Genomic DNA, 24,009 nt, shown 5'->3' with positions numbered 1-24,009 from the left:
ACAGGATATGAGGTCTGTTCTTTTTTTATTACTTTTTTGGAAGGGTTTATTATGAAATTTACTATTAACCGTACATTATTTATCGAAAAATTAGAGAAAGCTAGTGCTACTGTAGACGTTAAAAACCCAATGCCGGCATTACAAGGTGTTTTATTAGATTGTAATTCAAAGGGAATGATTTTAATGGGTTCAGACGGTACAGAAACAGTAACATTAGTAACTCGCTTTAATGTAAACAGTGGGGATTGTACTGAACCGGGGAAGGTGCTTTTTTCAGCTGCTCCGGTACTTAAAACGATTAAGAAATTCAAAAGTGAATTCATCGGTCTTGAACATAAAAATAATGAGCTAAAAATCGTAGAAAGTAAGAAGAAACAATTTAGCTGTTGTACCATGGATCATGAAGAATATCCTAAAATTAAAATTGAAGCAGGGGAAGATTGGATTTCACTTTCACAAGAACAATTTGTATCGATGGCCAACGGAACATTACATGCTATTCCCGCAATGGATACACGTAAGATCCTAACAGGTGTGAACTTAAAATCAGTTGATGATAAGTTCTTTAGTATAGCAACTGATGCTCACCGTTTAGCCCGTTTACATTTTGATTGTACGCAGATCACTATCGCAAAAGATGGTGAAGTCGTGTTACCAATTAAGTCTCTTAAAACAGCTCTTAAGCTCTTTAATCGTGCTTACGTCAGAAGGAAAAGAAAGCATCCATCTTAAACCACAAAATTCTCAAGTAGGTACTGCAAGTGTAGAAATTCCATGTAATCAAGTAGAAGCATTTACATTGGCTTGTAATGTGGAATATCTGCTACAAGCACTACAAACGATAACTTCTGAAACAATCGCGATAAAAATGATTAGTAATCAGAGACCTATCGTGGTAGTGGGAGCAGAGGATACAACTCACTCTAATCTGCAGTTAATTCTACCGGTTCTCGTGTAAGGGGGTATCCAAATGAATATGAATCACAGTGACTTCTTTGACTTTTTACAGTCAAAAGAAGTCCTTCCTAATAATCATGAACTTCGTCAATTCTTTGAATCGATTATAAATGGATTTATTGCGAACGAAATGCCTGATTTAGAAAACATACCATTAGAACATATAGATGAATTTGAAAAGCAATTTGAGCAGCTACAACATTATGTCACGTTTTATAGTGGTAATTCATTTCGTATAAATGGTCCAGATTGTGAATTAAAAGAAATGCTACATTTACATCTTTTCACTGAACAACTAGAAAATGTAGAAAAGCAGGGGCTAGAAGATGAGATATTTATTTAATCAAGGAAATGAGATGAAAGTATACATTCGGATACTACGCATACAAAAATTAATTCGTAAATATAACATCCCATTCTTAATCAATATCAATGATTTTCACAGGGACAAGTTGCATATCACAAGTGAACTATTATTCGAGTCGCTTGCGCGTTTTAACGAGCAAACACGTATATTTTGTCACTTTGCCTTTGGAACTGAAGAAGACCTGTTAGATGGCACGTTATTTAGCTCAGAAGACATGTATTCGAATTTTGCTTCGGATATTAGTTCTATGGTTGCGGAAGGATGTTACTTCGATACAGCTGGTTACTATTTATGTATAGGCTCGGAACATATAACACAATCTGATTTTCAATTCGTGTTACATGAATTTTCGTTTAACACCTATCAAAGTGAAGCGTATCCCAGTCATATTTTGATTGAATTTCTAGAAGATGGTTATGAACAGTACTCATTTGATGAATGGGTACTTTCTTATTATGAAATTATAATCCGTCAGCTGCTTCAGAACCACAGCGCGTTATTACCAATAAGTTCGCTGCCATGACAGTTGCTCAATTCGTCAACGAACTCTTTGATAAAGGTACCGTATCGAATCACTATATCATTTTCCAAGCTCAAAAGGCTTTTATGAAAGCTGCACCAATTGAGGAGTAATGATGTAGGAGGGGACAAGATGAGAGTGTATCAATTAGATTCCACTCAATTACAACACAGTTTAACACCAACAAACATGTGTAATGGTGTTCTACAATACTACCAATATAAGCAATATACCGTTGTATCTGTACTTGATTTATCAAAGAAAGATTCCGAAATGATACCATTGCTTCTGGCTTGTTTAGCAGAGACTTTGATTTATTTCAATCCGGATTCTTTTTTAGCGAAGGATGAATCTAGCATCTTATATTGGTGTAGAAAGAACTTTAAAGGATTTCATAGTATCTCTGACCATGGATTTTTACAAGATTTCAAGCAGATATACGAATGTTATCAAGCATTGCAGAACGTTGGGAAACAAGAGAAAAATATAAAAATAAATATGTAATAGCAAGGAGAAGAGAAACGCATGTATAATATACTTAAACGTCTATTTAATTACATTATCCGAGGGGTGATTCGGATTAACGAAGAGGTACAAAGGGAATTGGATCTATTGGTGCAAAAGATTCGTGAAACTGTGTCTTCTGTCCAAAAAATCATCCTTTTTGGCTCTCATGCATATGGCACACCAAATGAAGATAGTGATTTTGATCTCTGTATTGTTGTGGAAGGTGTAGGAGAAAGAAAAAGGGAAGTCATTAATTGTATCAATTGGGGTATTTACGATGTTATGGAAACACCAGTTGATATTTTAGTGTATGGGCCAGAAGAGTTTCTAGAACGTGCTAACCGTACCGTAACTATGGAACATAAGATTGCACTAGAAGGGAAGGTCCTATATGAGAAATACTGAGGATCTAAAAGAGTGGGTAATTATCGCAAAATCTGATTTAGATTCTGCTAGTTACTTATCTCATATGAAACCTTTCCCCACTGCAATTATTTGTTATCATAGTCAACAATGTGTGGAAAAACTTCTAAAAGGATTTCTTGCACTAAACGATAGGACAGTCCCAAAAACTCATAACCTTTTAATGCTGCACAAATCTTGTTGTAGATTAGATGAGGAGTTCTCATTGATTTTAGAACAATGCGTGCAGCTGAATGGTTATGCTACAGACATTCGTTATCCGTATTTCGAAGCTCTTACCGTTCAAGATGGGTTAATGGCTATACAACATGCTAAAAAGGTAATGAATTTCTATAACGAAAAATTAAACAAGCTAAATATACATGAAATCGTAATTGATTAAAAATAGAGGGTATACATAAGAGAGAGTGCCTATAAAGAGGGACTCTCTTTTTCTATCTAAAAAAGAGGAGCTAATAATATAATGACGAACATTTATACACAAATTAAAGAAGAAATGAAAAAAGGACAAACCTCATCCTGATAGGGATACTTAGGTTTGCCTTTTTTTTATGTGGGTAATGATATGTTTAATTGCCATTATTATAACGCGATTTACAAATATTTTCAATTAGGTCAGACATCTTATTAACAAGCACACTAGTTATATTAAAAATCTATTATAAATATATATCTTATATATTAAAAAGAAATAAAGATAAAACTTTTATAGGTTAGTCAAAATAGAGGGTAGACTTACTCCTACAAGGGGAAATTTGATATAAGAACATAAAAAATCATAAATGACAGAAAAAGTATCCATAGATTCAAGGATTATTAGACTTTTAATTCTACAAAAAAGCAGAAAGAAAATACTATATTTCTACATGAAATCGGAAAGAATTTGATACCAATCGCATTATATATATTCAACCTTGTAAATAGAAGTTGTTTTACTTATTTTGGTGATCAAGTTGGTATTAATCCTCTAATTATCCACATTTCATTCAGATTAGGGAGCTATTTGTTAACATTACTCAGTATTTACACATAACTCACATTATTATTGATGATTTTTATTAGATAAATACAACAACATTAGTAATTACAATGATTTTAGAAAAATTATATCCACATTGGATCCTTTTTGTCCTCATATCCACTATTTTTATAATTTTCCTTTTGATTTTTTGTAGGTATTATGAGATAGGTTTTAATACATTAGAGGAATACACTCTCGTATTATGTGGAGAGTTATGTATTGATAGAATCAAATTTGTATAGAAGTGCATAAAAAAAGACTCCATTTTACATGAAGTTCTTTCGAATTAGTATTTATAAATAGATTATTAGGAAGGTGTTACTAATCAAATAAACACGAATAGCCCTCCACTTTTGTTTTTTTCAAAAATAGAGAGCTCGTTGCTATTATTTTATTTCCATTGCGGTTAGTACCTGATCTGGAGATGTTATTGTTACACCAGCACGTGCTAAACGTTCGAAGTTACGCATAAACTCTAGTAAATTAAACTGTTTTGGTAGCTCAATCACACGCAGCTGCTCTTGTGGTAACTTATCAATTTCTTCAATAAACCATTCACGTACATCACTTGGAATTATGCGTTCTTTATGGCCACGTACTTTTAATTTTTCACGCATTTCAATTTCTAAAGCGATATATGCATGGAGATTAACACCCTGATCATACGCATATTTTCTAAATAACGTTTCTTCCTGGTATTTTAGATAATTACGGTGATAAGACTCTTCCGTCACTGGTACCGCAAACTTCTGCTTCAGTAGTGCATGCACATTCTTAAACATCTTCTTAATATTGTGAAGAGAGTACATAGAATAATGTAAACCGAAATTAAAGACAGCTTGTTCACGGTCACTATTTCTCTCTTTTGGTATATGTTGCGCAATAAGAGGATAGATACCTTCTTTCGCAGCTGCATCAAGAATTTGATATTGAGATGTTTGATGTAATAGTTTTTTCAATGTATATACAATTTTCGTTGGATATCCTTCTTTTCGATCAATCATGTCACGAAGTCCGCGAATTACACTGCGGATTTGACGATGACAAGTATGTTTTAATACATGAATGAATTTATTCATGTCTGCAGACAGTTCACCGATATTCATTTCTTGTAGAACTGCTTCGATAAATTTCGCTTTACGAGCATAGGTAGTTTTTGGTGTAAATGGATCCCTATGTTGTTCTTCTCCAGCTTCTTTCGAACATAAGAAGTCTGAATGGATAGACAGATATAATGTCGTATATCGTTTTGTATGCTTTACACCTTTTTGCATTTTGCAAATTTTGAACAGGGGATTCCCCGTACATGGTAATGCCGTTGTTAATTCGTCGATAACGGCACGGATTTGATGTGGATATTTTTTATGTAAGAAACGATACATCCCACCGAAGTGAGTTTTGTTGCCTCTTTCGTCCTGCTTGTCTAATGAACGCTTTAACGTTGTTTCTGTATGTTGTTGCATGGCGATGTCTAAGAATAGTTTCTTAGACGCTACAGATAACTTAAAGAAAGCCTTGGTAAATACAACAGGACTAATATATACGTATGGATTTGCTTTTTCTGATTCCTCATTCATAAAATGAGTCAGCTTGATTGTATATCGGCCATCTACTCCGTTTTCAATGGAGATAATGTTATGTAAGTTTAATTTCTTTAATGCAATATAGAATTGAGAGTGTTGGATATAAGCAAATTCTTCTTTGTATTGCTTGTAATCTTCCCACATCATATGTATTGTTACATTTGGAATGACACCATTAGTAAAGCATTTCTTATGTAGATATAAGAAAACTTCGAGATCAGCATTCGTAATGCCGTATAATTTATGTTTTCTTCCCGTTTTTTCTGCAAGTGCAGACAATGCGCGACGTGAAAAAGATGGTTTGGCTTTTTCGACAAAGCCTTCTTCGTCAGCAATACGTTCTTCGTATGTCATGTGCTGCAGAATATCTTCTAAATATGTATCTTTATAGCTGTAGTACTTCTCCTCAAATGTTTCCACAAACTTTTGCCAAGATTTTAGTGTTACTAAAACTGCGTTTGTTGTTTTCCCATTTAAGCTACGTTGATTACGTATCACAAATGATTTCCCCATCTTTTTCACCTCCGTTCTACAAATTCAGAAATATATGTCAAAATACTATAAAATATACCAATTTTGATTATAGCAAAATGAAAAATGCTGAAACGTGCTCCTTTAAGAAGAAAAATAGCAACTTGCAACAGCTTATGAAGCTAGTCGTATCAAGGGTTAAGAGAATTTCTTAATTTTTTTTTGTGTTAAGGATACCGCAAACGTGTTGCAAGTTTGATGATATGTATATGAATGAGCAGAAAAACACTTAAGCCCTTGATATATAAAGGATTAGAGTAGAAATGGTAGTGGAGTTAGGGAAAGGATACCGCAAACATGTTGCAAGTTGGTGAGGATAATCATTTAAAATAAATTACAATGATTATCCTTGATGTAAAAGGATTTGTTGGTATTTATAGATTGGAAATAGGGGAAAGATACCGCAAACAGTGTTGCATCTTGGGTGAAAAATAAGGGAAAGAATACCGCAAACGTGTTGCAAGTTAAATGATACATAAAGAATTAAATAAAAAACCTTTAAAAGCTTGATATATATGGGGTTGGAGTGAAAAGTGGTAGGGAGTTAGGGAAAGGATACCGCAAACATGTTGCATTTTATGTATGTAACTTACTCAAAATATAAGAAAAGTGGCTTAAAAATTTTAAAATTACTAGGTTGAGAAATAAAATATACTGTTGCAAGTTGAATGAAATAGGTAAAGGATACCGCAAACGTGTTGCAAGTTGAATGAAATAGGTAAAAGAAAGAGCAACCATGTTGCAAGTTGAGGATTTAAGGAAAGTAAAGCGCAAAAGAAATGCAAGTAAAGAAGAAATAGGTAAGAGAAAGAGCAACGTGTTGCAAGTTGAGGATTTAAGGAAAGCAAAGCGCAAAAGAAATGCAAGTAAAGAAGAATAGGTAAAAGAAAGAGCAACGTGTTGCAAGTTAAGGATTTAAGGAAAGTAAAGCGCAAAAGAAATGCAAGTAAAGAAGAAATAGGTAAGAGAAAGAGCAACGTGTTGCAAGTTAAGGATTTAAGGAAAGTAAAGCGCAAAAGGAATGCAAGTAAAGAAGAATAGGTAAAAGAAAGAGTAATCTGTTGCAAGTTGAGGATTTAAGGAAAGCAAAGCGCAAAAAGAATGCAAGTAAAGAAGAATAGGTAAAAGAAAGAGCAACGTGTTGCAAGTTAAGGATTTAAGGAAAGTAAAGCGCAAAAGGAATGCAAGTAAAGAAAAATAGGTAAAAGAAAGAGCAACGTGTTGCAAGTTGAGGATTTAAGGAAAGCAAAGCGCAAAAAGAATGCAAGTAAAGAAAAATAGGTAAAAGAAAGAGCAACGTGTTGCAAGTTAAGGATTTAAGGAAAGCAAAGCGCAAAAGGAATGCAAGTAAAGAAAAATAGGTAAAAGAAAGAGCAATCTGTTGCAAGTTAAGGGGTTAAGGAAAGAAAGACGCAAAATCTTGTAAATATCTGTTACAATAAATTAAATATAATAGTAGTAAGAAACCTTATAATGAAAACTACTTTGTTGTGATCCATGGTTTAGGGAGGAATATAAAGTGGATAACTTAATACAAATGTTTCGAGATGCATTACTAATCTCTGAGCCAATTTATAAAACGAATGAGCTAGTATGGGAGAAGTGGAATGCATACTTTAAAGATGTTGAAAACAACAATAATAAAGTATTAACCTCACCCCATGCTTCTTCATCATTTACTGCATTAGTGTCTTGGTTAGAAAAAAAGCAAGAATCCGGTATTACATTAGTACAAATTTATGCGAAAATTGATTCCTATAAGGAAGAAATATATAAAGAAATTGAAGGATTTATAGAAAAAGAATTTCAAAATGTAGCACCTTCAAGTTCAAAAATATTAGAAAATGATCAAAATATAGACAAGACAAACGTAGTAAACCATGAGGATTATTATGAGGTAAATAACTCTGCTGTTTATTATAAGCTAAGAGATGGGATTGCAAAAAATCAATTTGAAGAAGATGAGTTAAGTAAGGTTTTACAATATCCTATTGATACAAAATCTTCTAATGGTGTAGCACAGCTTTCTTCACACAAAGATGAAGATTTAAGACTTACAAATATAGAAGAAGCTGCTCGGTGGAATACTCTTGTCGATGATGTAATGAGTAATATGGATGATTTAACGGCAGATTGTTTAGATGCAATTACAATACAATGGATAAACGAAGCAAAATCTCCAGACGAATTCATTGATTTTTCTTATGAGCAAGTTTTAGAGATGTGTAACATTCCAAAAACAGTAGTTAAAAATAAAGAATACTACAGAGCGGAAGATAAAATTAAAATAGCAAAGAGAATTGCGGCTTTAGCAAGTATTTTTATCTATTTAAATGATGATAATGAAGTCGTAGTATTAAATGACCGTGAAGACGATGGGGAGCGACTAGAATTAAAGCGTGAGGTTGTTAAACGATTATTTGTATTAGATTCGGTTGTATTGTGGAGGCATAGTGTTACAAATGAATATATGGGCATTGAATCTTGTCGTATTAAACCAGGTAGCTTTTTAACCAATTATTTATACGGATCAAATAATACAACGGCATTATTGTCTAAAAAAGCACTTGAATACAATAGTTATAGACACAAATATCATAAAAGGTTAATTCGATACTTAACATGGCAGTGGAGAATTAGACAAATGTATTCATCATTGAAAAAGCCATATTCTATAGGAGGGGATAAGGGATTACTATCAGTAATGGATATCCCAAAAGATTGGAAGCCAAATCGTATTAGAGAACAATTAGAAAATGTTCTAATGGATTTAGAAAATGAAAAAGTAATCTCTCATTGGGAGTATAGTGATCCGCTTGATGAACAACAAATTGGAAAACGTAACTGGTTTAAAAATTATTATGCAAACTTAGGAATAACGATTTTACCACCTGAGGAAATGCTACAATCAATGGATAGGGTAATTGAAAAGAAAAGTATAGAAGAACCTCAAGAACAATTACCTGAAGTAACAGTTGTTAAAGAGGTAAAGAAGACTGTAGAATCAGTTGAACAAATAGAGAAGAAGATCCGTGACCAAATACTGAAGGTACACAATGAAAAAAAAGTAAGCATACGTGAAATAGCAGATGAAATTAGTATTTCTCCGTCTACATTATCTAGGTTTTGTAATTATAAAACAAAACGTTTATCTAAAAAGGCATTAGAAAAGCTAACGAAATGGTGTGAAAGACAAGAAATATTAGAGAAGATGTAACATGAGCTAAAAATCTCTATTAGAAAAAACACATACAATTTGTATGTGTTTTTTTCTAATAAAGAATAGTAACTACCTACTAAATATTAAAATTGTTATTAATATTGTTTTGTGAGAATGAATTCAATTAAGATATTAATTGAAAATATTAATTGGGAGGATGTTAGAGATGGAATTAAATAATTGGGATGGAATTAGTATTGAAAAAAGTACAAATGTTAACAAGGAAGAAATGGAGTTGTTATTACTAGCTGATCCTTCAATAGAAGTAGTTAATGGATACCTAAAAAAGGGAGAATGCTTTGTTTTAAAAAAAGATACGGTTACTGTAGGTATTATGATTTTAATTCCTACTTGCCCTGAAACAATTGAGATTATAAATATAGCAGTTTCCGAAAAAGAGCAAGGAAAAGGATATGGGAAATATTTACTTAAATTTGCTATAGACTATGCTAAAAAAGAAGAATATAAAACTATAGAAATAGGCACGGGAAATTCTAGTTTAATGCAATTAGGCCTTTATCAAAAATGTGGTTTTAGAATAACCAGTGTGGATAAGGATTTTTTCTTACGAAATTACAATGAAGAAATATATGAAAATGGTATTCAATGTATGGATATGATTAGGTTAACGCAAAATTTATAAAAATTATCTGTACATAAAAATCGCAACACCCATTAAATATGGAGAGTTGCGATTTTTTTTGATGTAATGCGTCATTATGCTTTGTGGGTAGCATTAGTGAGTATATGTATTTAAGAATTATTACAAAATCAACAAGTGTTAATATATTTATCTGTTATGTCAACAATTTGAATATATTTCAAATTGTTTTTTATAATTCAGATAGATCTTTTTCCATTAATTTTAATGAAAAGTAAAAAACATAAAATTTATCCATTTTAGTTATGGTTAAATGTTCATTTAAATATCCAACAAATGGAATTTACCGGATGATTATATGCGTGATTTTTTCTTTATTTAAGGATGAAAATTGTACTAAATGTAGATATAACAACTATTATGTTGTTTTAATGATATAAAAATATTTGATTTTTCAAAGAGAGAATTTTCGGAATAATAAATATTATTATATATTGAGAAAGTAAAAAAATAGAAAAATATCAATTGAATCCCAAAAAATTACGTGTGAATATTATAGATATAAATAACACCTTGATATTTCAGATGAGTTTTCTACAAATTTAGATGTTTATTGAATTAGGAGGATTGATAGTGCTAAAAATGTAGTTTGTTGCTAATTCAGTATTTTATATGCATCCATGGGATTTTAGAACGCACAGTTATTATTTGCTAGTATGCATTTTAATATCAAATCTTTTGGGGAAGTGATAAGTAATGGTCACAGTATTAAATAATGAAACTAAAAGTTTATTAGTTGAAAAAATTGCAAATAAAAATGCGTGTATTGGATATGTAGGCCTAGGTTATGTTGGACTACCATCGGCTCTTAAATGTTTAGAAGTAGGTTATGCGGTAAGAGGTTTTGATAAAAATTCAGCAAAAATAAGAAAACTAGAACGTGGAATAAGTTATATCAGTGATATTCAAGATACTGAAATCCAAGATGCTTTACATACAAACAAATTTTTTGTTAGTACAGAAATGAATGATATAAACGAATGTGATGTTGTAGTTATATGTGTTCCTACACCATTAGAAAGAACTAGTAAACAACCAGATTTAACATATATTCATTCAGCAGTTGATGAAATAGTTAAATACATTAAAAAAGGTACATTAATTATCTTAGAAAGTACTACTTATCCAGGTACTACAAGAGAAGAAGTTTTATACAAATTAGAACAGAAAACTAATTTTAAAATTGGTGTAGATATATTTGTAGCATACTCTCCAGAGCGAATCGATCCTGCAAATCAATCGTTTTCAATTCAAGATATTATAAAAATCGTAGGTGGAGTTACATCTAATTGTACCGATTGTGCAGCAGCTTTCTATAGTAACTTAATTAAGGATATTCATAAGGTAAGCAGTCCAGAAGTAGCAGAGACAGCTAAGTTATTAGAAAATACGTATCGTTTTATAAATATCGCTTTTATTAATGAAATGACACAAATTTGTAATGAGTTAAACATAAATATCTGGGAAGTAATTGATGCCTCAGGAACTAAGCCATTTGGATTTCAAAAATTCTATCCTGGCCCTGGCGTAGGAGGACACTGTATTCCGATTGATCCTATTTATTTTAAGTGGATTGCAAATAATAAGGATTTAGCAACAAAAATGATTGATGTGGCAAGAGAAATTAATGAAAACATGCCTAAGTACGTTCTTAATAGAGCACTACAGTTACTAGATGATAAAGATGGTAAGGATATTCTTATGGTTGGTGTTGCATATAAAAAGAATGTTAATGATGCTAGGGAATCGCCAGCTTTGGATATTATGAATGATTTAATGATAGAAGACTATAACGTGGATTATTACGATCCGTTTATAGAGGAACTCATTGTGGGCGATAACACATTGAAAAAATCTATAGATTTAAACCTAAGTCAATTAGACAAATACACTTTAATTATTGTTCATACGGATCATGATTGCATTAATTTTAAATTGCTTAATGAGGTAAATTGTTTAATTTTAGACACAAGAAACATATTTAAAGATGAATCAGTATATAAAAAAAATATTATAAGTTTGTAGGTGATTACATGGTAGAGTTTATTCCTTTTTATCGACCGGAAATCAATGATGAAGATATAGAGAGGGTAGTTTCTGCCCTTAAATCTGGATGGCTTTCAAAGGGGCCAAAAGTGATAGAGTTTGAAGAGAATTTAAAAGAATATCTGAATACTGAACATGTAGTAAGTTGTAATTCAGGGACTGCCGCATTACATTTAGCATTACTGTCTCTGGGAGTTGGATTAGAAGACGAAGTAATAGTTCCAAGTTTTACTTTTTGTTCAAGTGTAAACGTTATTATGCATGTAGGTGCAAAACCTGTATTTGTAGACATAGATGAAGAGAATTTATGTCTTGATCTTCAAGATGTTAAAAGAAAAATTACTAAAAAAACGAAAGCAATTATTGCAGTTCACTTTGCTGGATATCCGGCTAAATTAAAAGAACTTCAAAAATTATGTAAAGAATATGGACTGTTTTTGATAGAGGATGCAGCGCATGCATTAGGAACAAAATATGATAATACTTTAATTGGTACACATGGAGATGTTATTTGTTTCAGTTTTTATGCCACAAAAAATATAACAACAGGTGAAGGTGGAGCGTTAGTCACTAAAAATGAATCGATTGCTGAAAAAGCTAGATTATATGGTTGGCATGGTATCACCAAAAATGCATGGAATCGTTATGGCGAAGAAGGAAGCTGGCGTTATGATGTTCTATTACCTGGGTTTAAATATAACATGATGGATCTACAAGCTAGCTTGGGTATTAGTCAGTTAAAAAGAGCTGATGAAATGATTGAAAAACGTAAGAGAATAGCTGAAAGGTACCAAGAGGAATTAAAAGAGGTTCAAGAGTATATAACGTTACCTAATTATACTAACGATCCAAGTGTAAAACATGCATGGCATTTATTTGTTATAAAAATTAATTCTAATTCTCCTGTTAGTAGAGATCAGGTAATTCAAGAAATGAAAAAGAGAAATATTGGGCTTAGTGTTCACTTTATTCCTGTTCATATGCATCCGTATTATGAAGAGAGATTTAACGTATATTTACCTAAAACGGAAGAGATATTTAATCAAATTATTTCATTACCACTGTATAGTGCTCTTACAGACAATGAAGTTGAACATATTATAACGTCTTTAAAAAGTCTATATCAATTAAAAATAGGGAGGTAAATATTTATGAAAATTGGGGTTATTGGTGGCAGCGGATTTATTGGTAAGCATGTTACAAAGGAGTTACTAGCAAGGGGGTATGAAGTAGTTATATTTGATAAATTTAAACCGAGTATTGATGTTCCTTTTAAGGAAATTGATATTTTAGATATTGCAACATTAAGAGAAAATCTTATTAATGTCGATGGGGTAATCCATTTAGCTGCATTAGTGGGTGTTGATAATTGTCGTTTAAATGAAGAAGATGTAGTGAGGGTGAACTTTGAAGGTACGAAAAATATTGTACAGGTTTGCAACGAAAATGGCATAGAAAAATTATTGTTTTCTTCCAGTTCGGAGGTATATGGGGATGGAGTGAGTGTTCCGTTTAAAGAAAATGATATTAAAATCCCAAAATCAGCTTATGGAAAAGCTAAATTAATGTCCGAAGATTATTTGAAAGAATACGCTAGTAATAGTTTGAAAATTAGAGTGGTACGTTATTTTAATGTATACGGTTCACAACAAAATGATAACTTTGTAATTTCTAAGTTTTTAAAACAAGCTCATAGTGGTGAAGATATTACTATTTATGGAGATGGACAGCAAATTAGATGTTTTAGTTATATAAGTGATATTGTTAACGGAACTATACTAGCCTTTGAATATGAAGGAGAAAACTTTGCAGATTTTAATATTGGCAATAATAAACCTATATCTATGGAAGAACTAGCAATAAAAATTAATGAATTAATGGGCAATAAAAGTAAAATTAAATTTCTTGATTTAGGTGAAGAGGGAGTCCGAAATTCTAGCATTGAAATCTTTAGAAGAATCCCTTCAATAGAGAAAGCTAAATTATTTTTAAACTATCAACCAATTATTTCATTAGATAAAGGACTAGAGATAATAATAGGGGAGAAGTATGGAAACACAGTATCTATATCCTAAGAATCCAAAGAAAATTAAGTATCCCATATATTCTTCTCTTTGGAGTATATCTGATCATGTATTTTTTTTGAAAAGTGTATATAGACCTAATGATTCTAAACTTAAAAAAAGTCTTCAAGCTCTTTATCCGGATGCAGAAATTGTATTAACTAATAGCGGTACATCTGCATTAGTAGTTGGTTTAAAGTACCTAAAAGTGGCAAAGGGAGATGAAGTAATTCTATCAAACTTTAATTGTCCTAATGTGATAGAAGCAATATTAACGGTGGGAGCAAAACCTGTATTAATTGATTTAAACACTAATCATTCAATTTCTCTTAATAAAATAAAAAAACATTTGAATGCTAATACAAAGGCAATTATTCTTACGCACTTGTATGGATGTCATGACGATTTAGAAATTATTGACTGGGCTAGAGAAAATAATATTTATATCATCGATGATGCTGCACAAGCAATGTTTTCTTATCAAAATGGAAAGCCAGTTGGTAGTTTAGGCGACATTGGTATTTTAAGTTTTGGGGGAACGAAACCAATCCCAAGTATTGGGGGAGGAGCGTTACTTCTTAATCGTACAATAAGTGAATTATGTGACATGGATGAAGAAAAGAAGGAAGAAGTGATTTTAGATTATAAGAATCATTTAAAAACACAATTAGCTATAAAAATAAAAAAGAGTAGAGTACTGAGTTTATTTACTAATTATTGGAGAAAATTAGAGATTCTGCCCTCCTATAATAATAGTAAATTAGATTCTCTACCGGAGAAAACGGAAGTTATAAATCCAAAAAGAATGTCTATAGTACGTTCATTGTTAATTGATAAACACCTACAGAAAACAAAGAAGATTTTAGAAATAAATATATACAACGCTAGTCTGTGTTATACAATGCTGCAGGAAATTGAAGCAAAGTATGGCGTTAAGATTATATTTTCAGCTCAGAATGTTTATTTAAACTATTTTACCATTATATTCAAAGAATCATCTGATAGATATGAGTGTTCTGTACATTTAGCGGAAAAAGGTATACAAACTTGTTGGAATTACTTACCCCTGAGTGAGATCCCTATTTTTTCGAAGTACGCAACTGAGTCAGAAAATATAGATTATTTATGGCCAAGGGTATTATCAATACCTTTTAAATATCCTTTAGTGAATAAGGACCTTAAGTATATATGTAGTCAAATTCTGAAATATTTAGATAATAAGAATTAAAAGGTGATTATATGGAAATCGAAATATGTACTGACGCCCAATATTGGGATGCCTGTATGGAAGAATACAATGGTTCTGTATTTCATAGTTACGAATGGGGAAAGTTAATGGAATTATTACCTGGTGTTCAATTTTTCCCAGTACTAATAGAAACACGGGATACAGTAGTTTTAACTCCTATGTATGTACAGAATGGTAGGCTTTTGGGAAGTTTAATTGGTTATGGAGGTCCAATAATAATTGGCCAAGATAAAATAGATTTTTCAGTTTATGAATCCATAATAAATAAGAAGTTTGAAAATAAAATTCAAAAGCTTTTATTACCTATAACGATAAATCCTTTTCAAAGTTATTGTAAAGAAAAGTGGGATTATAAAGAAACTTATATGTTAGACCTACCAAATAGGTTTGAGGATTTATGGACATCGTGTTCTGGGAAAGCTAGGACAAGTGTTAGATATGCACGTAAACAGAATGTTGAAGTTCGCCCTATAACTGTAGCGGAATTAGATGAGTTTTACCAATTATATCAAGAACATAATACAAGTATAGGGGCGAGTTATTCATTTAGTAGAGAGTTTTTTTATCATTTAGTGCTTAATTTACAAGAAAAAATCCTTTTCTTAGGGGCATTCTTAGAAGAAGAATTAATTAGTTCCAGCATTTTTATAATGGATAAAAAGGTTTTATATTATTGGATTAATATTAATAATACTGAAGGGAAAAATTCACAATCTTCATATTTACTACTAAATGATGCGTTTGAATTAGCAATTCATAATAAATTAAAGTATGCGGATTTAGGATATTCACATAATAAAGGGATTGCTAGACCTAAGGTATACTGGGGGGCAGCTTTGAAAAAATGTTTTTGTTTAAAAGAAAGGATTTAAACTATGATTATTAGTGGCCACCAACCAAGTTATTTACCTTGGTATGGTTTTTTTGAAAAAATTCATAAATCAGATGTGTTTGTATTTCATGATATAGCACAATTTGAAAAAAAAGGTTTTTTAAATAGGAATCGTATTAAGACTTCACAAGGAGCGTCTTGGCTAACGGTTCCAATACAAACGAAGAATTATAAAGAAATTCCATTTAATGAGTTAAAGATAGACAATACTCAAGATTGGGAACGGAAGCATTGGAAAACGATAAGAATTAATTATTCTAATGCACCTTATTTTAATGTATATAAGGATTATTTAGAGGGTTTTTATTCAGAAGATTGGATTAATTTAAATGATATGAACATGAATTTTATTCATTTTATTATCCGTGAATTAAACATTGATACGGAGCTATATTATGTATCAGATCTAGAAGGGATTACAGGTAAGAAAAGTGATTTTGTATTAGAATTGTGTCAGAAATTTAATGCCAGTACTTATTATTCTGGAAGTTTAGGGCAAGATTATTTAAACGAAAATGACTTTGAGAATGAGAATATAGAAATTATCTACCAAAGAATAAGAGATTATTCCTACAAGCAATTATTTGGAGAATTTATACCACATTTATCTATTTTAGATATTTTACTAAATTGTGGGCCAAAGGAAACAGAAAAATTAATTAAAGGAGTCTAAAATTCTATGAATGTACTTGTATTTGCCGCTCATCCGGATGATGAAATAATTGGTGTTGGTGGAACAATAGCGAAACACGTGAAACAAGGTGATGATGTACATGTTGTAATACTTGCAGAGGGAAAATCTTCTAGAGCTAAAGAATATAAAGAGCTAGATTTAGAGGTTAAGAACTTATCTTATAAAGAAACAGAGGGGGCATGTACTACACTTGGTGTAAAGAGTTTTGCAAGACTAGATTTCCCTGATAATCGTCTTGATACATTACCCTTACTTGATGTAGTGAAAGAGATTGAAAATCACATTGAAAAAGTAAATCCTACAATTATTTATACTCAATATGGTGGAGATATAAATATTGATCATACTGTTGTTTACAGAGCAGTAATGACAGCGACACGCCCTCTGCCAGATACTAATATCAAATGGGTATTTGCATATGAAACTTTATCTTCTACAGAGTGGAATTATAATGAAAAAGATAAGTTTCTTCCTAATTATTTTGTGAATATTGAAGATCATTTGGAGGAGAAATTAAGTGCGATGAAACATTATGAATCTGAGTTAAGGGAATTTCCTCATCCACGCTCTATAGAAGCAATGAGACATAACGCATTTGTATGGGGTGCCAAATCTGGATACCAAGCGGCTGAGGCATTTATGTTAGTAAGGGGGACATGGTAGGTGAAGAGAATATGTTAATACCACAGGTCCCGTTCTTTGGTTTAGATAGTAAACAGATTGATTTAAAATGGGTTGAAAAAGGCTATGGATTAGAAGCAAATATTTTTGATGGGAAATCTTTATTTGATAACTCATATACAAAAAGGTTTTCTGAGGTCCTTTCTTTTGTTCAAACCCTTAATCCATCCTTGTTAACGCTGCATTTTCCTACTGATAATGCAGATTATCTCAATGATGAATTTATTAAAAAGCAACTATATGAATTTATTGACCTTGCTATAAAGTATAATGCATCAGGTATAACAGTGCATGCTAATCAATTTATGAATGTCGCGGAATTTCAAAACTATAATCTTCTTGATAATAGAAAAAGGATTATAGAGTTCTTTAACATGCTAGATGAAGAAATAAAAGGAACTGATATATGGATTGGCGTTGAAAACCTACCCATTATTGGAAACTTGGGCGATGATTTTGATCCTATATTTATATATCCCGAAGATTTTACTGATTTGGTTAATTTGGAGTTATCTAACGTTGGAATAACATGGGATATATGTCATTGGTCTATAACCTATCTTACACGTTTAGGTATTTCTAAATTATTAAGGCAAGAGGAAATTGAATATAAGGATTTTCATAAGTATTTAAGCTTAATGGAACATATTAAACATTTTCATTTTAGTTCTTTTAAACATTTAACGATTCCTTATAGTGAGGTACGTTGCTTTGAGGGAGAGAATCCAGTTAATGGATCTATTGATGAGAGTATATTACATGAAACTTTATTAAAATTGAAGAAAAATACTTTGGATAAAAACATAGGTATTGTATTTGAGGTTCAGGAAACGGATTATACGAATAGAAAGAGGTCATGGGAGACTCTTAATTGGTTTCAAAAGAATATTGTTGGTATGCAAACAAAAATGAATTTTTTGGAGATATAAAAAGCACTATCGGTTTATTTATTTTTACATGCAATTTGAGTTAGAGATTATTTTAATGAACCTTTTCTTCTAAGTAAGTGTGTTAGGAGGGAAGGTTTTACTATTAATCTTTTTTAATTATAGGGAGGACAAATGAAGAAACTAATTCTGACAAAGAAGACTATTGTAACTTTTTGGGTTTTATTGCTTTTCCTTTTTAGTAATTTATCTGGAAAAGTAATACCAGTACATGCTATGACTAAGAACGACCAAAGTTCTCTCATGGCAGATAAAGTTCGTGCTAGTCGAGCTATTGAACATACACGTTTTCTGTCTGAGAAAATTGGTCCACGTCCCAGCGGGACTAAGGAAGAACATAAAGCAGCTATATACATTGGAGATACATTAAAAAAATTAGGGTATGAAGTTGAGTATCAGGCATTTCCTGTACCAGATCAATATATTGGAAGTATCTCTTTTAGTATGTATGGAGAAAAAGAATGGCAAGTTGGAGCAGCATCTAATGCATCTATACCTAAAGATCCTGTCGTGGGGAAGGTAGTTTCTATAGGAAAAGAGAATGATATTAAAAATTCAACTGAATCAATTCATGGGAAAATAGTATTATTGGAACAAGCTGATACGTATGAGAAATATAATGAACAAGTTGAGTATGCAGCAGAAAAGGGAGCAAAAGCTGTATTGTTATATAGTACGATTGGGGATAGGGGCAACTATGGAGAAGCCTTTAACCCAGTTTTAAAAAAGAAACAAGAAATACCTGTATTTGGGCTTGCTTATAATCAGGGAATAAGAATGAAAGATAAGATAGTGCATAATAAAAATATAGTTAGTTTAAAGGCAAAACACGAAATGAATTTGAGTTCATTAAATGTTATTGCGACAAAAAAGCCCAAATACAAGACAGATAATGAGGATGTAGCAATAATGAGTGCTCATTATGATAGTGTTATCGGAGCACCTGGAGCAAATGACAATGCTTCCGGCGTAGGACTTTTATTAGAGTTAGCATACAATTTTAAAGATATAGAGACTAATAAAGAAATTCAATTCATAGCCTTTGGAGCAGAAGAAAATGAATCTTTAGGTGCTTACCATTATGTTAATCAATTATCTACAACAGATAAGAAACATATTCTAGGGGTTTTTAATGCAGATATGATAGCGACAAGTTACAAACAGGCTAAGGACTTATATGCAATGACACTAGATGGTTCTCAAAATGAAGTAACAAATACTGCGGTAGCTACTAGTAAGGCATTAGGGAAATCGGTTGTATTAACTGGAAAGTTTGATTCTAGTGATCATGTGCCATTTTACGAAGCTGGAATTTCCTCGGCACTATTTATTTGGATGGATGTAGAGAGTTGGAATCCCCTAATTTATCATGTTGAAAAGGTATTCCATACACCTCAAGATACCGTTTTAGAAAATATTTCTCCTCAACGTATGCAGGAGGCACTAGAAATTATAGGGACAAGTTTGTATTACTTTATCAAAAGATAGGTTTTTCGAAGGTTTCAGCATAGCCGGCTAAATTTAGGTTTTAATAATAATATAGTAAAACTTTTGTTGGGATAAAAATATACTTTGAGCATAGGCGAGGTAACTATATGAGGAGTACATGGAAAGAATTAAGGGGGATGGACCTTAATGTCTGGATCCGCTTTATCGGGGAAGCTTTAAACGGTATTGCAATGATGATGTTAATGCCATTTTTTGCATTATATTTGAAGGACAAAGTGGATTCTCTACTTGAGGTAGGTATAATTATAGCCTTATCTCCAATTGCAGCAAGTATTGGTTCATTAATTGGAGGGCATATAGCAGATACTTATGGTCGGAAACCAACTATGGTGCTCTCTATGGCGAGTAATGGGCTACTAATGCTTGTTTTTTTGTTTATTGATGGTTTTATAGCATATGCCATTTTATCTATTGGTTTAGGACTATGTAATTCTTTCTTTGAACCAGCGGCATCTGCAATGGTTACCGATGTAACAGAACCCGAAAAAAGAACTGAGGCATATGGATTACTTAGAATGGCTCATAATATAGGAGCTGCGATAGGCCCTATAATTGGTGCAGCGGTTGTGGTTGTATCAAAAGATGTCATATTTTTGATTACTTCTGGAACCATGCTGTTTTATACAATATTAATGTTATTGTTTTTAAAGGAAACAAAACCTAAAAATATCATAATACATGAGGAAACACATAAACAGTCAATAAGATTTACGTTAAGAGTTGTTATAAGAGATAGAATATTTCTATTTTATATAGTGACGGGAATCATTATATTTATGGGATTCTCACAATCGGAAGGTATGTTACCACTTCATTTTAGTAATGAGGATACAATGATTTTTGGAAATAGTAATCCATTTCCATATTTAATGACTTTAAATGGCTTATTGGTTGTATGTTTTCAATTTCCTATTTCAAAGTGGTTAACTCACAAATCAATTGGTAAATCAATGCTATATGGTGCCATTCTTTTTGGCGTCGGTCTTTTAGCAATAGGGTGGTTACCAAAGTGGTTTCATGTAATAGACGCAAATGATTTAGGGATCCTAAGCTCATTATTAATAGCTTATACAGTTTATACAGTAGGGGAAATGATTATGTCACCTGTTCAAATGACATTTGTTGCTAATATAGCTCCAGAACATTTGAGGGGGACTTATATGGGAGCGGCTAATTTGCAATGGATTACAGGTAATGTATTTGGACCTCTTCTAGGTGGTGTATTACTGGATCAGCTTTTAGGGCATATATTATTTACAATCTTAGGTGTGGGTTGTATTATTTCTGGATTTGTTTACTTATTATTAGATAGACTTATTGAGAATAGAAGTAAAGAAATACCTATAAAACAAACATCTTAATTTTAATATTATTAATGAGTTGAAAATTAAATTTTATGTTTTAAGAAATAAGTAAAGTGCACGTTTATTAATAGTAAACGTGCACTTTACTTATTAGTATTTAAAGTTAATTCATATATAGTAATTTTTTAGGTTACAACCTAAGTATATAAAAGTAAGTTACTGCTTCTGTTAATCAATTACAACTAAACTCCTTGATCTATCAATATGATTAAGTAACATACGATACTCTTCTTCGTACATAGTTACACGTTGTAGAATGGACTGATTTTCTGCCTCTAAATTTTCTATTTGGTTTTGTAACTTTGTAAATTCATTTGTTTTTTTATAATTTTTTAGAAAGAGAATAATATCATCTAATGTCATAGATAAAGAATTTGTTTCTTTTTTTTGTTCAGAGAGAGAAATATTGTTTCCCACTTTTCGATTTTGTTTTGCTTGTTGTATTTCCTCTTGGTATTGTTTTCTCACGTATGAATTCCAACGAAATCCACAAGCCGCAGGTGTCCGATTTAGTAATTTTGCTACTTCTTTGAATGCAGCTAACTGTGTTCCACCGTTACGAATATTCTGGAGTACTGTTGATGCGAGAAGTAAATCGTTATCGTTAGTCCAGGAATCTTGTCTTGAGCTTACCACGTTTTGCCCCCTTTATATGTTTTATATTACATATATGCAATTACCTATAATGATAGAAGCCTAACTTCTATTAAAATATTTAAGACTAAGTGGATGTAATTAGACATTCTTTCTTTAAAATGCGAAATTGCATAAAAAATTAGATTGACTATTTGCTATAGGTGTAACTATAATGGTTACAGTTATGCAGCTAAATTAATAGGTTTGATGGTATGAAGTAGTTGTATTAATGATGTTTAAGCAAATATTAAAAAATGAACGGAGTTGGAAATATAAGAAGCTTATATAAAAAGAATTAAGGCCATATAAAGCATTTTATAATCATATATAAATTAAAAGAGGTGCACATTTTGAAAATTTTTAAGGGAATTATAGTTTCTTCAATTGCGTTAACCGCATTTAATGGGGTGGGTGGACTACTTCCAAGTGATAAATCAGAAGTTGCCTATGCAGCTAGTTACAATTATTCAAATAAGCAATTAAATTCTAATGTACATAAGCAAGTTACGAAACAATTAATTTTGAAATTTAAAAATGAGGCAAATTTGCCCTATCAGGATAGAATAGAAAAATTCATTAAAGAAGAAAAACAAGATCCTGAATTAATTGGAATTTTAAACGAATACCCAAATGTAACTATAAATCGACTTTTTAGTTCTTTAAATCCTAAAGAAATTAAAAATTTAGGTAGAGAAATAAGCGACTCCGAACATATTTCTTCCAATTTGCTAAACTATTATATTGTAGAAAATCAAGGTGATATGGATGTACAAGCCTTACTTGCAAAGTTTGAGAAATCATCTCTTATTGAAACGGCATATCTACAGGAAGAAGAAACGCCACCTGAAGAGCGTTTACCAAATTTATCTGTTAATCCATATGATGAGCCTAGACTTACAAGACAAGGTTACCTTGAACCAGCACCATTAGGAATTAATGCACCTTATGCTTGGGGTATAAATGGTGGAGACGGAAAAGGAACAACTTTTGTAGATATGGAGTATGGTTGGTTATTAAGTCATGAAGATTTAGTGAATCAAAAGATTGAATTGATGTCCGGACAGAATAAGAGTGAACACCATGATCATGGTACCTCAGTATTGGGAATTGTTTCTGCAGAGGATAATAACATAGGTGGAATTGGGATTGCACCAAAGGCTAAGGTAAAGGTTGTATCCCAGATTAGGGATAACGGAAATTATAATACAGCTGATGCTATTTTAAGTGCCGTTAACAATATGCAAGCTGGAGATATTCTTTTACTAGAGGCACAAGCAACTTACGATGGATATGGAGATAAGAACTATTTTCCTGTGGAAGTAAAACCAGACATATTCGATGCAATTCGTATGGGAACAAATAAGGGAATTATTATTATTGAAGCAGGTGCAAACGGTGGAAATGACTTGGATCAATTTAGAGACCGTAATGGTAAACAAGTTTTAAATCGTAATAGTCCTGATTTTAAAGATTCAGGGGCAATTATGGTTGGGGCAGCTTCTGCAAGGGTTCCTCATAAACGTTCATATTTCTCTAATTACGGTAGTAGAGTGGATGTGTATGGATGGGGGAATGCAGTAGATACTACAGATGCTAAACCAAGTGAATTTATAACAAATCTATATACATCTAGTTTTGCTGGAACATCTAGTGCATCGCCTATTATTGCTGGTGCTGCTGCATCAATTCAAGGAATTGCAAAAAATAATCTGGGGAGAGTATATACACCAAGACAGCTGAGGGATATTTTAAGTGATTCTAGTACTGGAACGAAATCTAATGATCCAACTTCTGATAAAATTGGTGTTTTACCCGACTTAAAAGCCATTTTATCTAAACTTGGTTTTTCACCAAACTTAAGCAATGATTCTTCCATTGTATTTCCTGAAGAACAAGAAATAAATAAAGGAAATCAAGGTTCTACTATTACGTTCCCGAAAGAGGATTCCGATAATAGTGAAGGGAACTCTAATTTCATTTTCCCAGAATAATAAAAATACCTCCTATTTAGAATGAGGTAAAATAGTTTACTCAATAAGAACAAAGGATATGGATTCAGTAGAAATATGAATTCATATCCTTTTAATTTTATGCTGTTTTTACTACCTTACAAAAACGTAATGTTAGCGTAATGGAAA

At 31.8% G+C, this 24,009-nt stretch carries 21 protein-coding genes and 2 pseudogenes; 21 read left to right on the top strand and 2 right to left on the bottom strand.

The genetic code is table 11. The features are described 5' to 3' along the window. The first annotated feature begins 51 nt into the window (after positions 1-51). From MR112_RS23105 to MR112_RS23080, 7 genes and pseudogenes are all read left to right on the top strand, one after another. Positions 52-958: pseudogene (locus MR112_RS23105) on the top strand (DNA polymerase III subunit beta). Positions 959-970: 12 nt separating this feature from the next. Next, entirely contained in the window at positions 971-1,300 is a 330-nt protein-coding gene (locus tag MR112_RS23100) for a hypothetical protein (RefSeq protein WP_242245459.1), read from the top strand. Next, positions 1,284-1,847: a hypothetical protein gene (locus MR112_RS23095; RefSeq protein WP_242245458.1), complete on the top strand. Its 564-nt coding sequence runs from the start codon at positions 1,284-1,286 to the stop codon at positions 1,845-1,847. The genes MR112_RS23100 and MR112_RS23095 overlap by 17 nt, the downstream gene beginning before the upstream one ends. Further along, a pseudogene (locus tag MR112_RS29085) lies at positions 1,799-1,957 on the top strand (ThiF family adenylyltransferase); the annotation flags it as partial. The gene MR112_RS23095 and the pseudogene MR112_RS29085, both read left to right, overlap by 49 nt. Positions 1,958-1,976: 19 nt before the next feature. Then, a complete protein-coding gene (locus MR112_RS23090; protein WP_242245457.1) occupies positions 1,977-2,348 on the top strand; it encodes a hypothetical protein in 372 nt (123 codons plus the stop codon). 21 nt (positions 2,349-2,369) lie between these two features. Next, entirely contained in the window at positions 2,370-2,756 is a 387-nt protein-coding gene (locus MR112_RS23085) for a nucleotidyltransferase domain-containing protein (protein WP_061655364.1), read from the top strand. After that, a complete protein-coding gene (locus MR112_RS23080; RefSeq protein ID WP_242245456.1) occupies positions 2,743-3,156 on the top strand; it encodes a HEPN domain-containing protein in 414 nt (137 codons plus the stop codon). Before MR112_RS23085 ends, MR112_RS23080 begins: the two co-directional genes overlap by 14 nt. 1,025 nt (positions 3,157-4,181) lie before the next feature. Here MR112_RS23080 and MR112_RS23075 read toward each other — a convergent pair. Next, on the bottom strand, positions 4,182-5,891 hold the full coding sequence (locus tag MR112_RS23075) for a hypothetical protein (protein WP_061655362.1): 1,710 nt from the start codon (positions 5,889-5,891) through the stop codon (positions 4,182-4,184). A gap of 754 nt (positions 5,892-6,645) precedes the next feature. Between MR112_RS23075 and MR112_RS23070 the strand changes: the two genes are divergently transcribed. The 13 genes from MR112_RS23070 (at position 6,646) to MR112_RS23010 (ending at position 21,232) form a co-directional block, all read left to right on the top strand. After that, complete coding sequence (locus tag MR112_RS23070; RefSeq protein ID WP_242245455.1) at positions 6,646-6,789, top strand: hypothetical protein; 144 nt, start codon at positions 6,646-6,648, stop codon at positions 6,787-6,789. A 639-nt stretch (positions 6,790-7,428) separates the two neighbouring features. Beyond that, the gene (locus tag MR112_RS23065) at positions 7,429-9,126 is read left to right on the top strand and encodes a helix-turn-helix domain-containing protein (protein ID WP_061654766.1); all 1,698 of its coding nucleotides are present in this window, start codon (positions 7,429-7,431) and stop codon (positions 9,124-9,126) included. Positions 9,127-9,295: 169 nt separating this feature from the next. Next, on the top strand, positions 9,296-9,772 hold the full coding sequence (locus tag MR112_RS23060) for a GNAT family N-acetyltransferase (RefSeq protein ID WP_080450849.1): 477 nt from the start codon (positions 9,296-9,298) through the stop codon (positions 9,770-9,772). Between the two features lie 714 nt (positions 9,773-10,486). After that, on the top strand, positions 10,487-11,815 hold the full coding sequence (locus tag MR112_RS23055; protein ID WP_242245454.1) for a nucleotide sugar dehydrogenase: 1,329 nt from the start codon (positions 10,487-10,489) through the stop codon (positions 11,813-11,815). A gap of 8 nt (positions 11,816-11,823) precedes the next feature. Beyond that, positions 11,824-12,981: a DegT/DnrJ/EryC1/StrS family aminotransferase gene (locus MR112_RS23050; RefSeq protein WP_000229114.1), complete on the top strand. Its 1,158-nt coding sequence runs from the start codon at positions 11,824-11,826 to the stop codon at positions 12,979-12,981. Positions 12,982-12,987: 6 nt separating this feature from the next. After that, positions 12,988-13,911 carry an NAD-dependent epimerase/dehydratase family protein gene (locus MR112_RS23045; protein WP_061655871.1) on the top strand — a complete coding sequence of 308 codons (924 nt, stop codon included), beginning with the start codon at positions 12,988-12,990 and terminating at the stop codon, positions 13,909-13,911. Then, complete coding sequence (locus MR112_RS23040; protein WP_071741278.1) at positions 13,886-15,127, top strand: aminotransferase class V-fold PLP-dependent enzyme; 1,242 nt, start codon at positions 13,886-13,888, stop codon at positions 15,125-15,127. The genes MR112_RS23045 and MR112_RS23040 overlap by 26 nt, the downstream gene beginning before the upstream one ends. Positions 15,128-15,138: 11 nt before the next feature. Beyond that, entirely contained in the window at positions 15,139-16,020 is an 882-nt protein-coding gene (locus tag MR112_RS23035; protein WP_071741277.1) for a GNAT family N-acetyltransferase, read from the top strand. Between the two features lie 3 nt (positions 16,021-16,023). Next, positions 16,024-16,713, top strand: coding sequence for a WbqC family protein (locus MR112_RS23030; protein WP_071731707.1), 690 nt, complete (start codon positions 16,024-16,026; stop codon positions 16,711-16,713). A gap of 6 nt (positions 16,714-16,719) precedes the next feature. After that, on the top strand, positions 16,720-17,397 hold the full coding sequence (locus MR112_RS23025; RefSeq protein WP_242245453.1) for a PIG-L deacetylase family protein: 678 nt from the start codon (positions 16,720-16,722) through the stop codon (positions 17,395-17,397). Between the two features lie 11 nt (positions 17,398-17,408). Further along, positions 17,409-18,344 carry a sugar phosphate isomerase/epimerase gene (locus tag MR112_RS23020; RefSeq protein WP_242245501.1) on the top strand — a complete coding sequence of 312 codons (936 nt, stop codon included), beginning with the start codon at positions 17,409-17,411 and terminating at the stop codon, positions 18,342-18,344. A 132-nt stretch (positions 18,345-18,476) separates the two neighbouring features. Further along, entirely contained in the window at positions 18,477-19,850 is a 1,374-nt protein-coding gene (locus MR112_RS23015) for a M28 family metallopeptidase (RefSeq protein ID WP_242245452.1), read from the top strand. Between the two features lie 107 nt (positions 19,851-19,957). Further along, a complete protein-coding gene (locus tag MR112_RS23010; protein WP_071741275.1) occupies positions 19,958-21,232 on the top strand; it encodes an MDR family MFS transporter in 1,275 nt (424 codons plus the stop codon). Between the two features lie 171 nt (positions 21,233-21,403). On the opposite strand, the gene MR112_RS23005 is transcribed toward MR112_RS23010, so the two are convergent. Further along, positions 21,404-21,871 (bottom strand): RsfA family transcriptional regulator, encoded by a 468-nt coding sequence (locus MR112_RS23005; RefSeq protein ID WP_242245451.1) that lies wholly within the window; start codon positions 21,869-21,871, stop codon positions 21,404-21,406. A gap of 350 nt (positions 21,872-22,221) precedes the next feature. Here MR112_RS23005 and MR112_RS23000 point away from each other — a divergent pair, with 350 nt between their 5' ends. Then, positions 22,222-23,862 (top strand): S8 family peptidase, encoded by a 1,641-nt coding sequence (locus tag MR112_RS23000; RefSeq protein ID WP_242245450.1) that lies wholly within the window; start codon positions 22,222-22,224, stop codon positions 23,860-23,862. Positions 23,863-24,009: the final 147 nt, after the last annotated feature.

The sequence above is a fragment of the Bacillus cereus group sp. BfR-BA-01330 genome, assembly GCF_022663885.1.
Lineage (GTDB): Bacteria > Bacillota > Bacilli > Bacillales > Bacillaceae_G > Bacillus_A > Bacillus_A cereus.
This window is presented reverse-complemented; position numbering and strand designations above follow the sequence as displayed.

What these genes read in the sequence shown, in the direction of transcription:
- MR112_RS23100 (WP_242245459.1), top strand. Translation starts at nt 971, where the DNA reads ATGAATATGAATCACAGTGACTTCTTTGACTTTTTACAGTCAAAAGAA.
- MR112_RS23095 (WP_242245458.1), top strand. Translation starts at nt 1,284, where the DNA reads ATGAGATATTTATTTAATCAAGGAAATGAGATGAAAGTATACATTCGG.
- MR112_RS23090 (WP_242245457.1), top strand. Translation starts at nt 1,977, where the DNA reads ATGAGAGTGTATCAATTAGATTCCACTCAATTACAACACAGTTTAACA.
- MR112_RS23085 (WP_061655364.1), top strand. Translation starts at nt 2,370, where the DNA reads ATGTATAATATACTTAAACGTCTATTTAATTACATTATCCGAGGGGTG.
- MR112_RS23080 (WP_242245456.1), top strand. Translation starts at nt 2,743, where the DNA reads ATGAGAAATACTGAGGATCTAAAAGAGTGGGTAATTATCGCAAAATCT.
- MR112_RS23075 (WP_061655362.1), bottom strand. Translation starts at nt 5,891, where the DNA reads ATGGGGAAATCATTTGTGATACGTAATCAACGTAGCTTAAATGGGAAA.
- MR112_RS23070 (WP_242245455.1), top strand. Translation starts at nt 6,646, where the DNA reads ATGTTGCAAGTTGAGGATTTAAGGAAAGTAAAGCGCAAAAGAAATGCA.
- MR112_RS23060 (WP_080450849.1), top strand. Translation starts at nt 9,296, where the DNA reads ATGGAATTAAATAATTGGGATGGAATTAGTATTGAAAAAAGTACAAAT.
- MR112_RS23055 (WP_242245454.1), top strand. Translation starts at nt 10,487, where the DNA reads ATGGTCACAGTATTAAATAATGAAACTAAAAGTTTATTAGTTGAAAAA.
- MR112_RS23050 (WP_000229114.1), top strand. Translation starts at nt 11,824, where the DNA reads ATGGTAGAGTTTATTCCTTTTTATCGACCGGAAATCAATGATGAAGAT.
- MR112_RS23045 (WP_061655871.1), top strand. Translation starts at nt 12,988, where the DNA reads ATGAAAATTGGGGTTATTGGTGGCAGCGGATTTATTGGTAAGCATGTT.
- MR112_RS23040 (WP_071741278.1), top strand. Translation starts at nt 13,886, where the DNA reads ATGGAAACACAGTATCTATATCCTAAGAATCCAAAGAAAATTAAGTAT.
- MR112_RS23035 (WP_071741277.1), top strand. Translation starts at nt 15,139, where the DNA reads ATGGAAATCGAAATATGTACTGACGCCCAATATTGGGATGCCTGTATG.
- MR112_RS23030 (WP_071731707.1), top strand. Translation starts at nt 16,024, where the DNA reads ATGATTATTAGTGGCCACCAACCAAGTTATTTACCTTGGTATGGTTTT.
- MR112_RS23025 (WP_242245453.1), top strand. Translation starts at nt 16,720, where the DNA reads ATGAATGTACTTGTATTTGCCGCTCATCCGGATGATGAAATAATTGGT.
- MR112_RS23020 (WP_242245501.1), top strand. Translation starts at nt 17,409, where the DNA reads ATGTTAATACCACAGGTCCCGTTCTTTGGTTTAGATAGTAAACAGATT.
- MR112_RS23015 (WP_242245452.1), top strand. Translation starts at nt 18,477, where the DNA reads ATGAAGAAACTAATTCTGACAAAGAAGACTATTGTAACTTTTTGGGTT.
- MR112_RS23010 (WP_071741275.1), top strand. Translation starts at nt 19,958, where the DNA reads ATGAGGAGTACATGGAAAGAATTAAGGGGGATGGACCTTAATGTCTGG.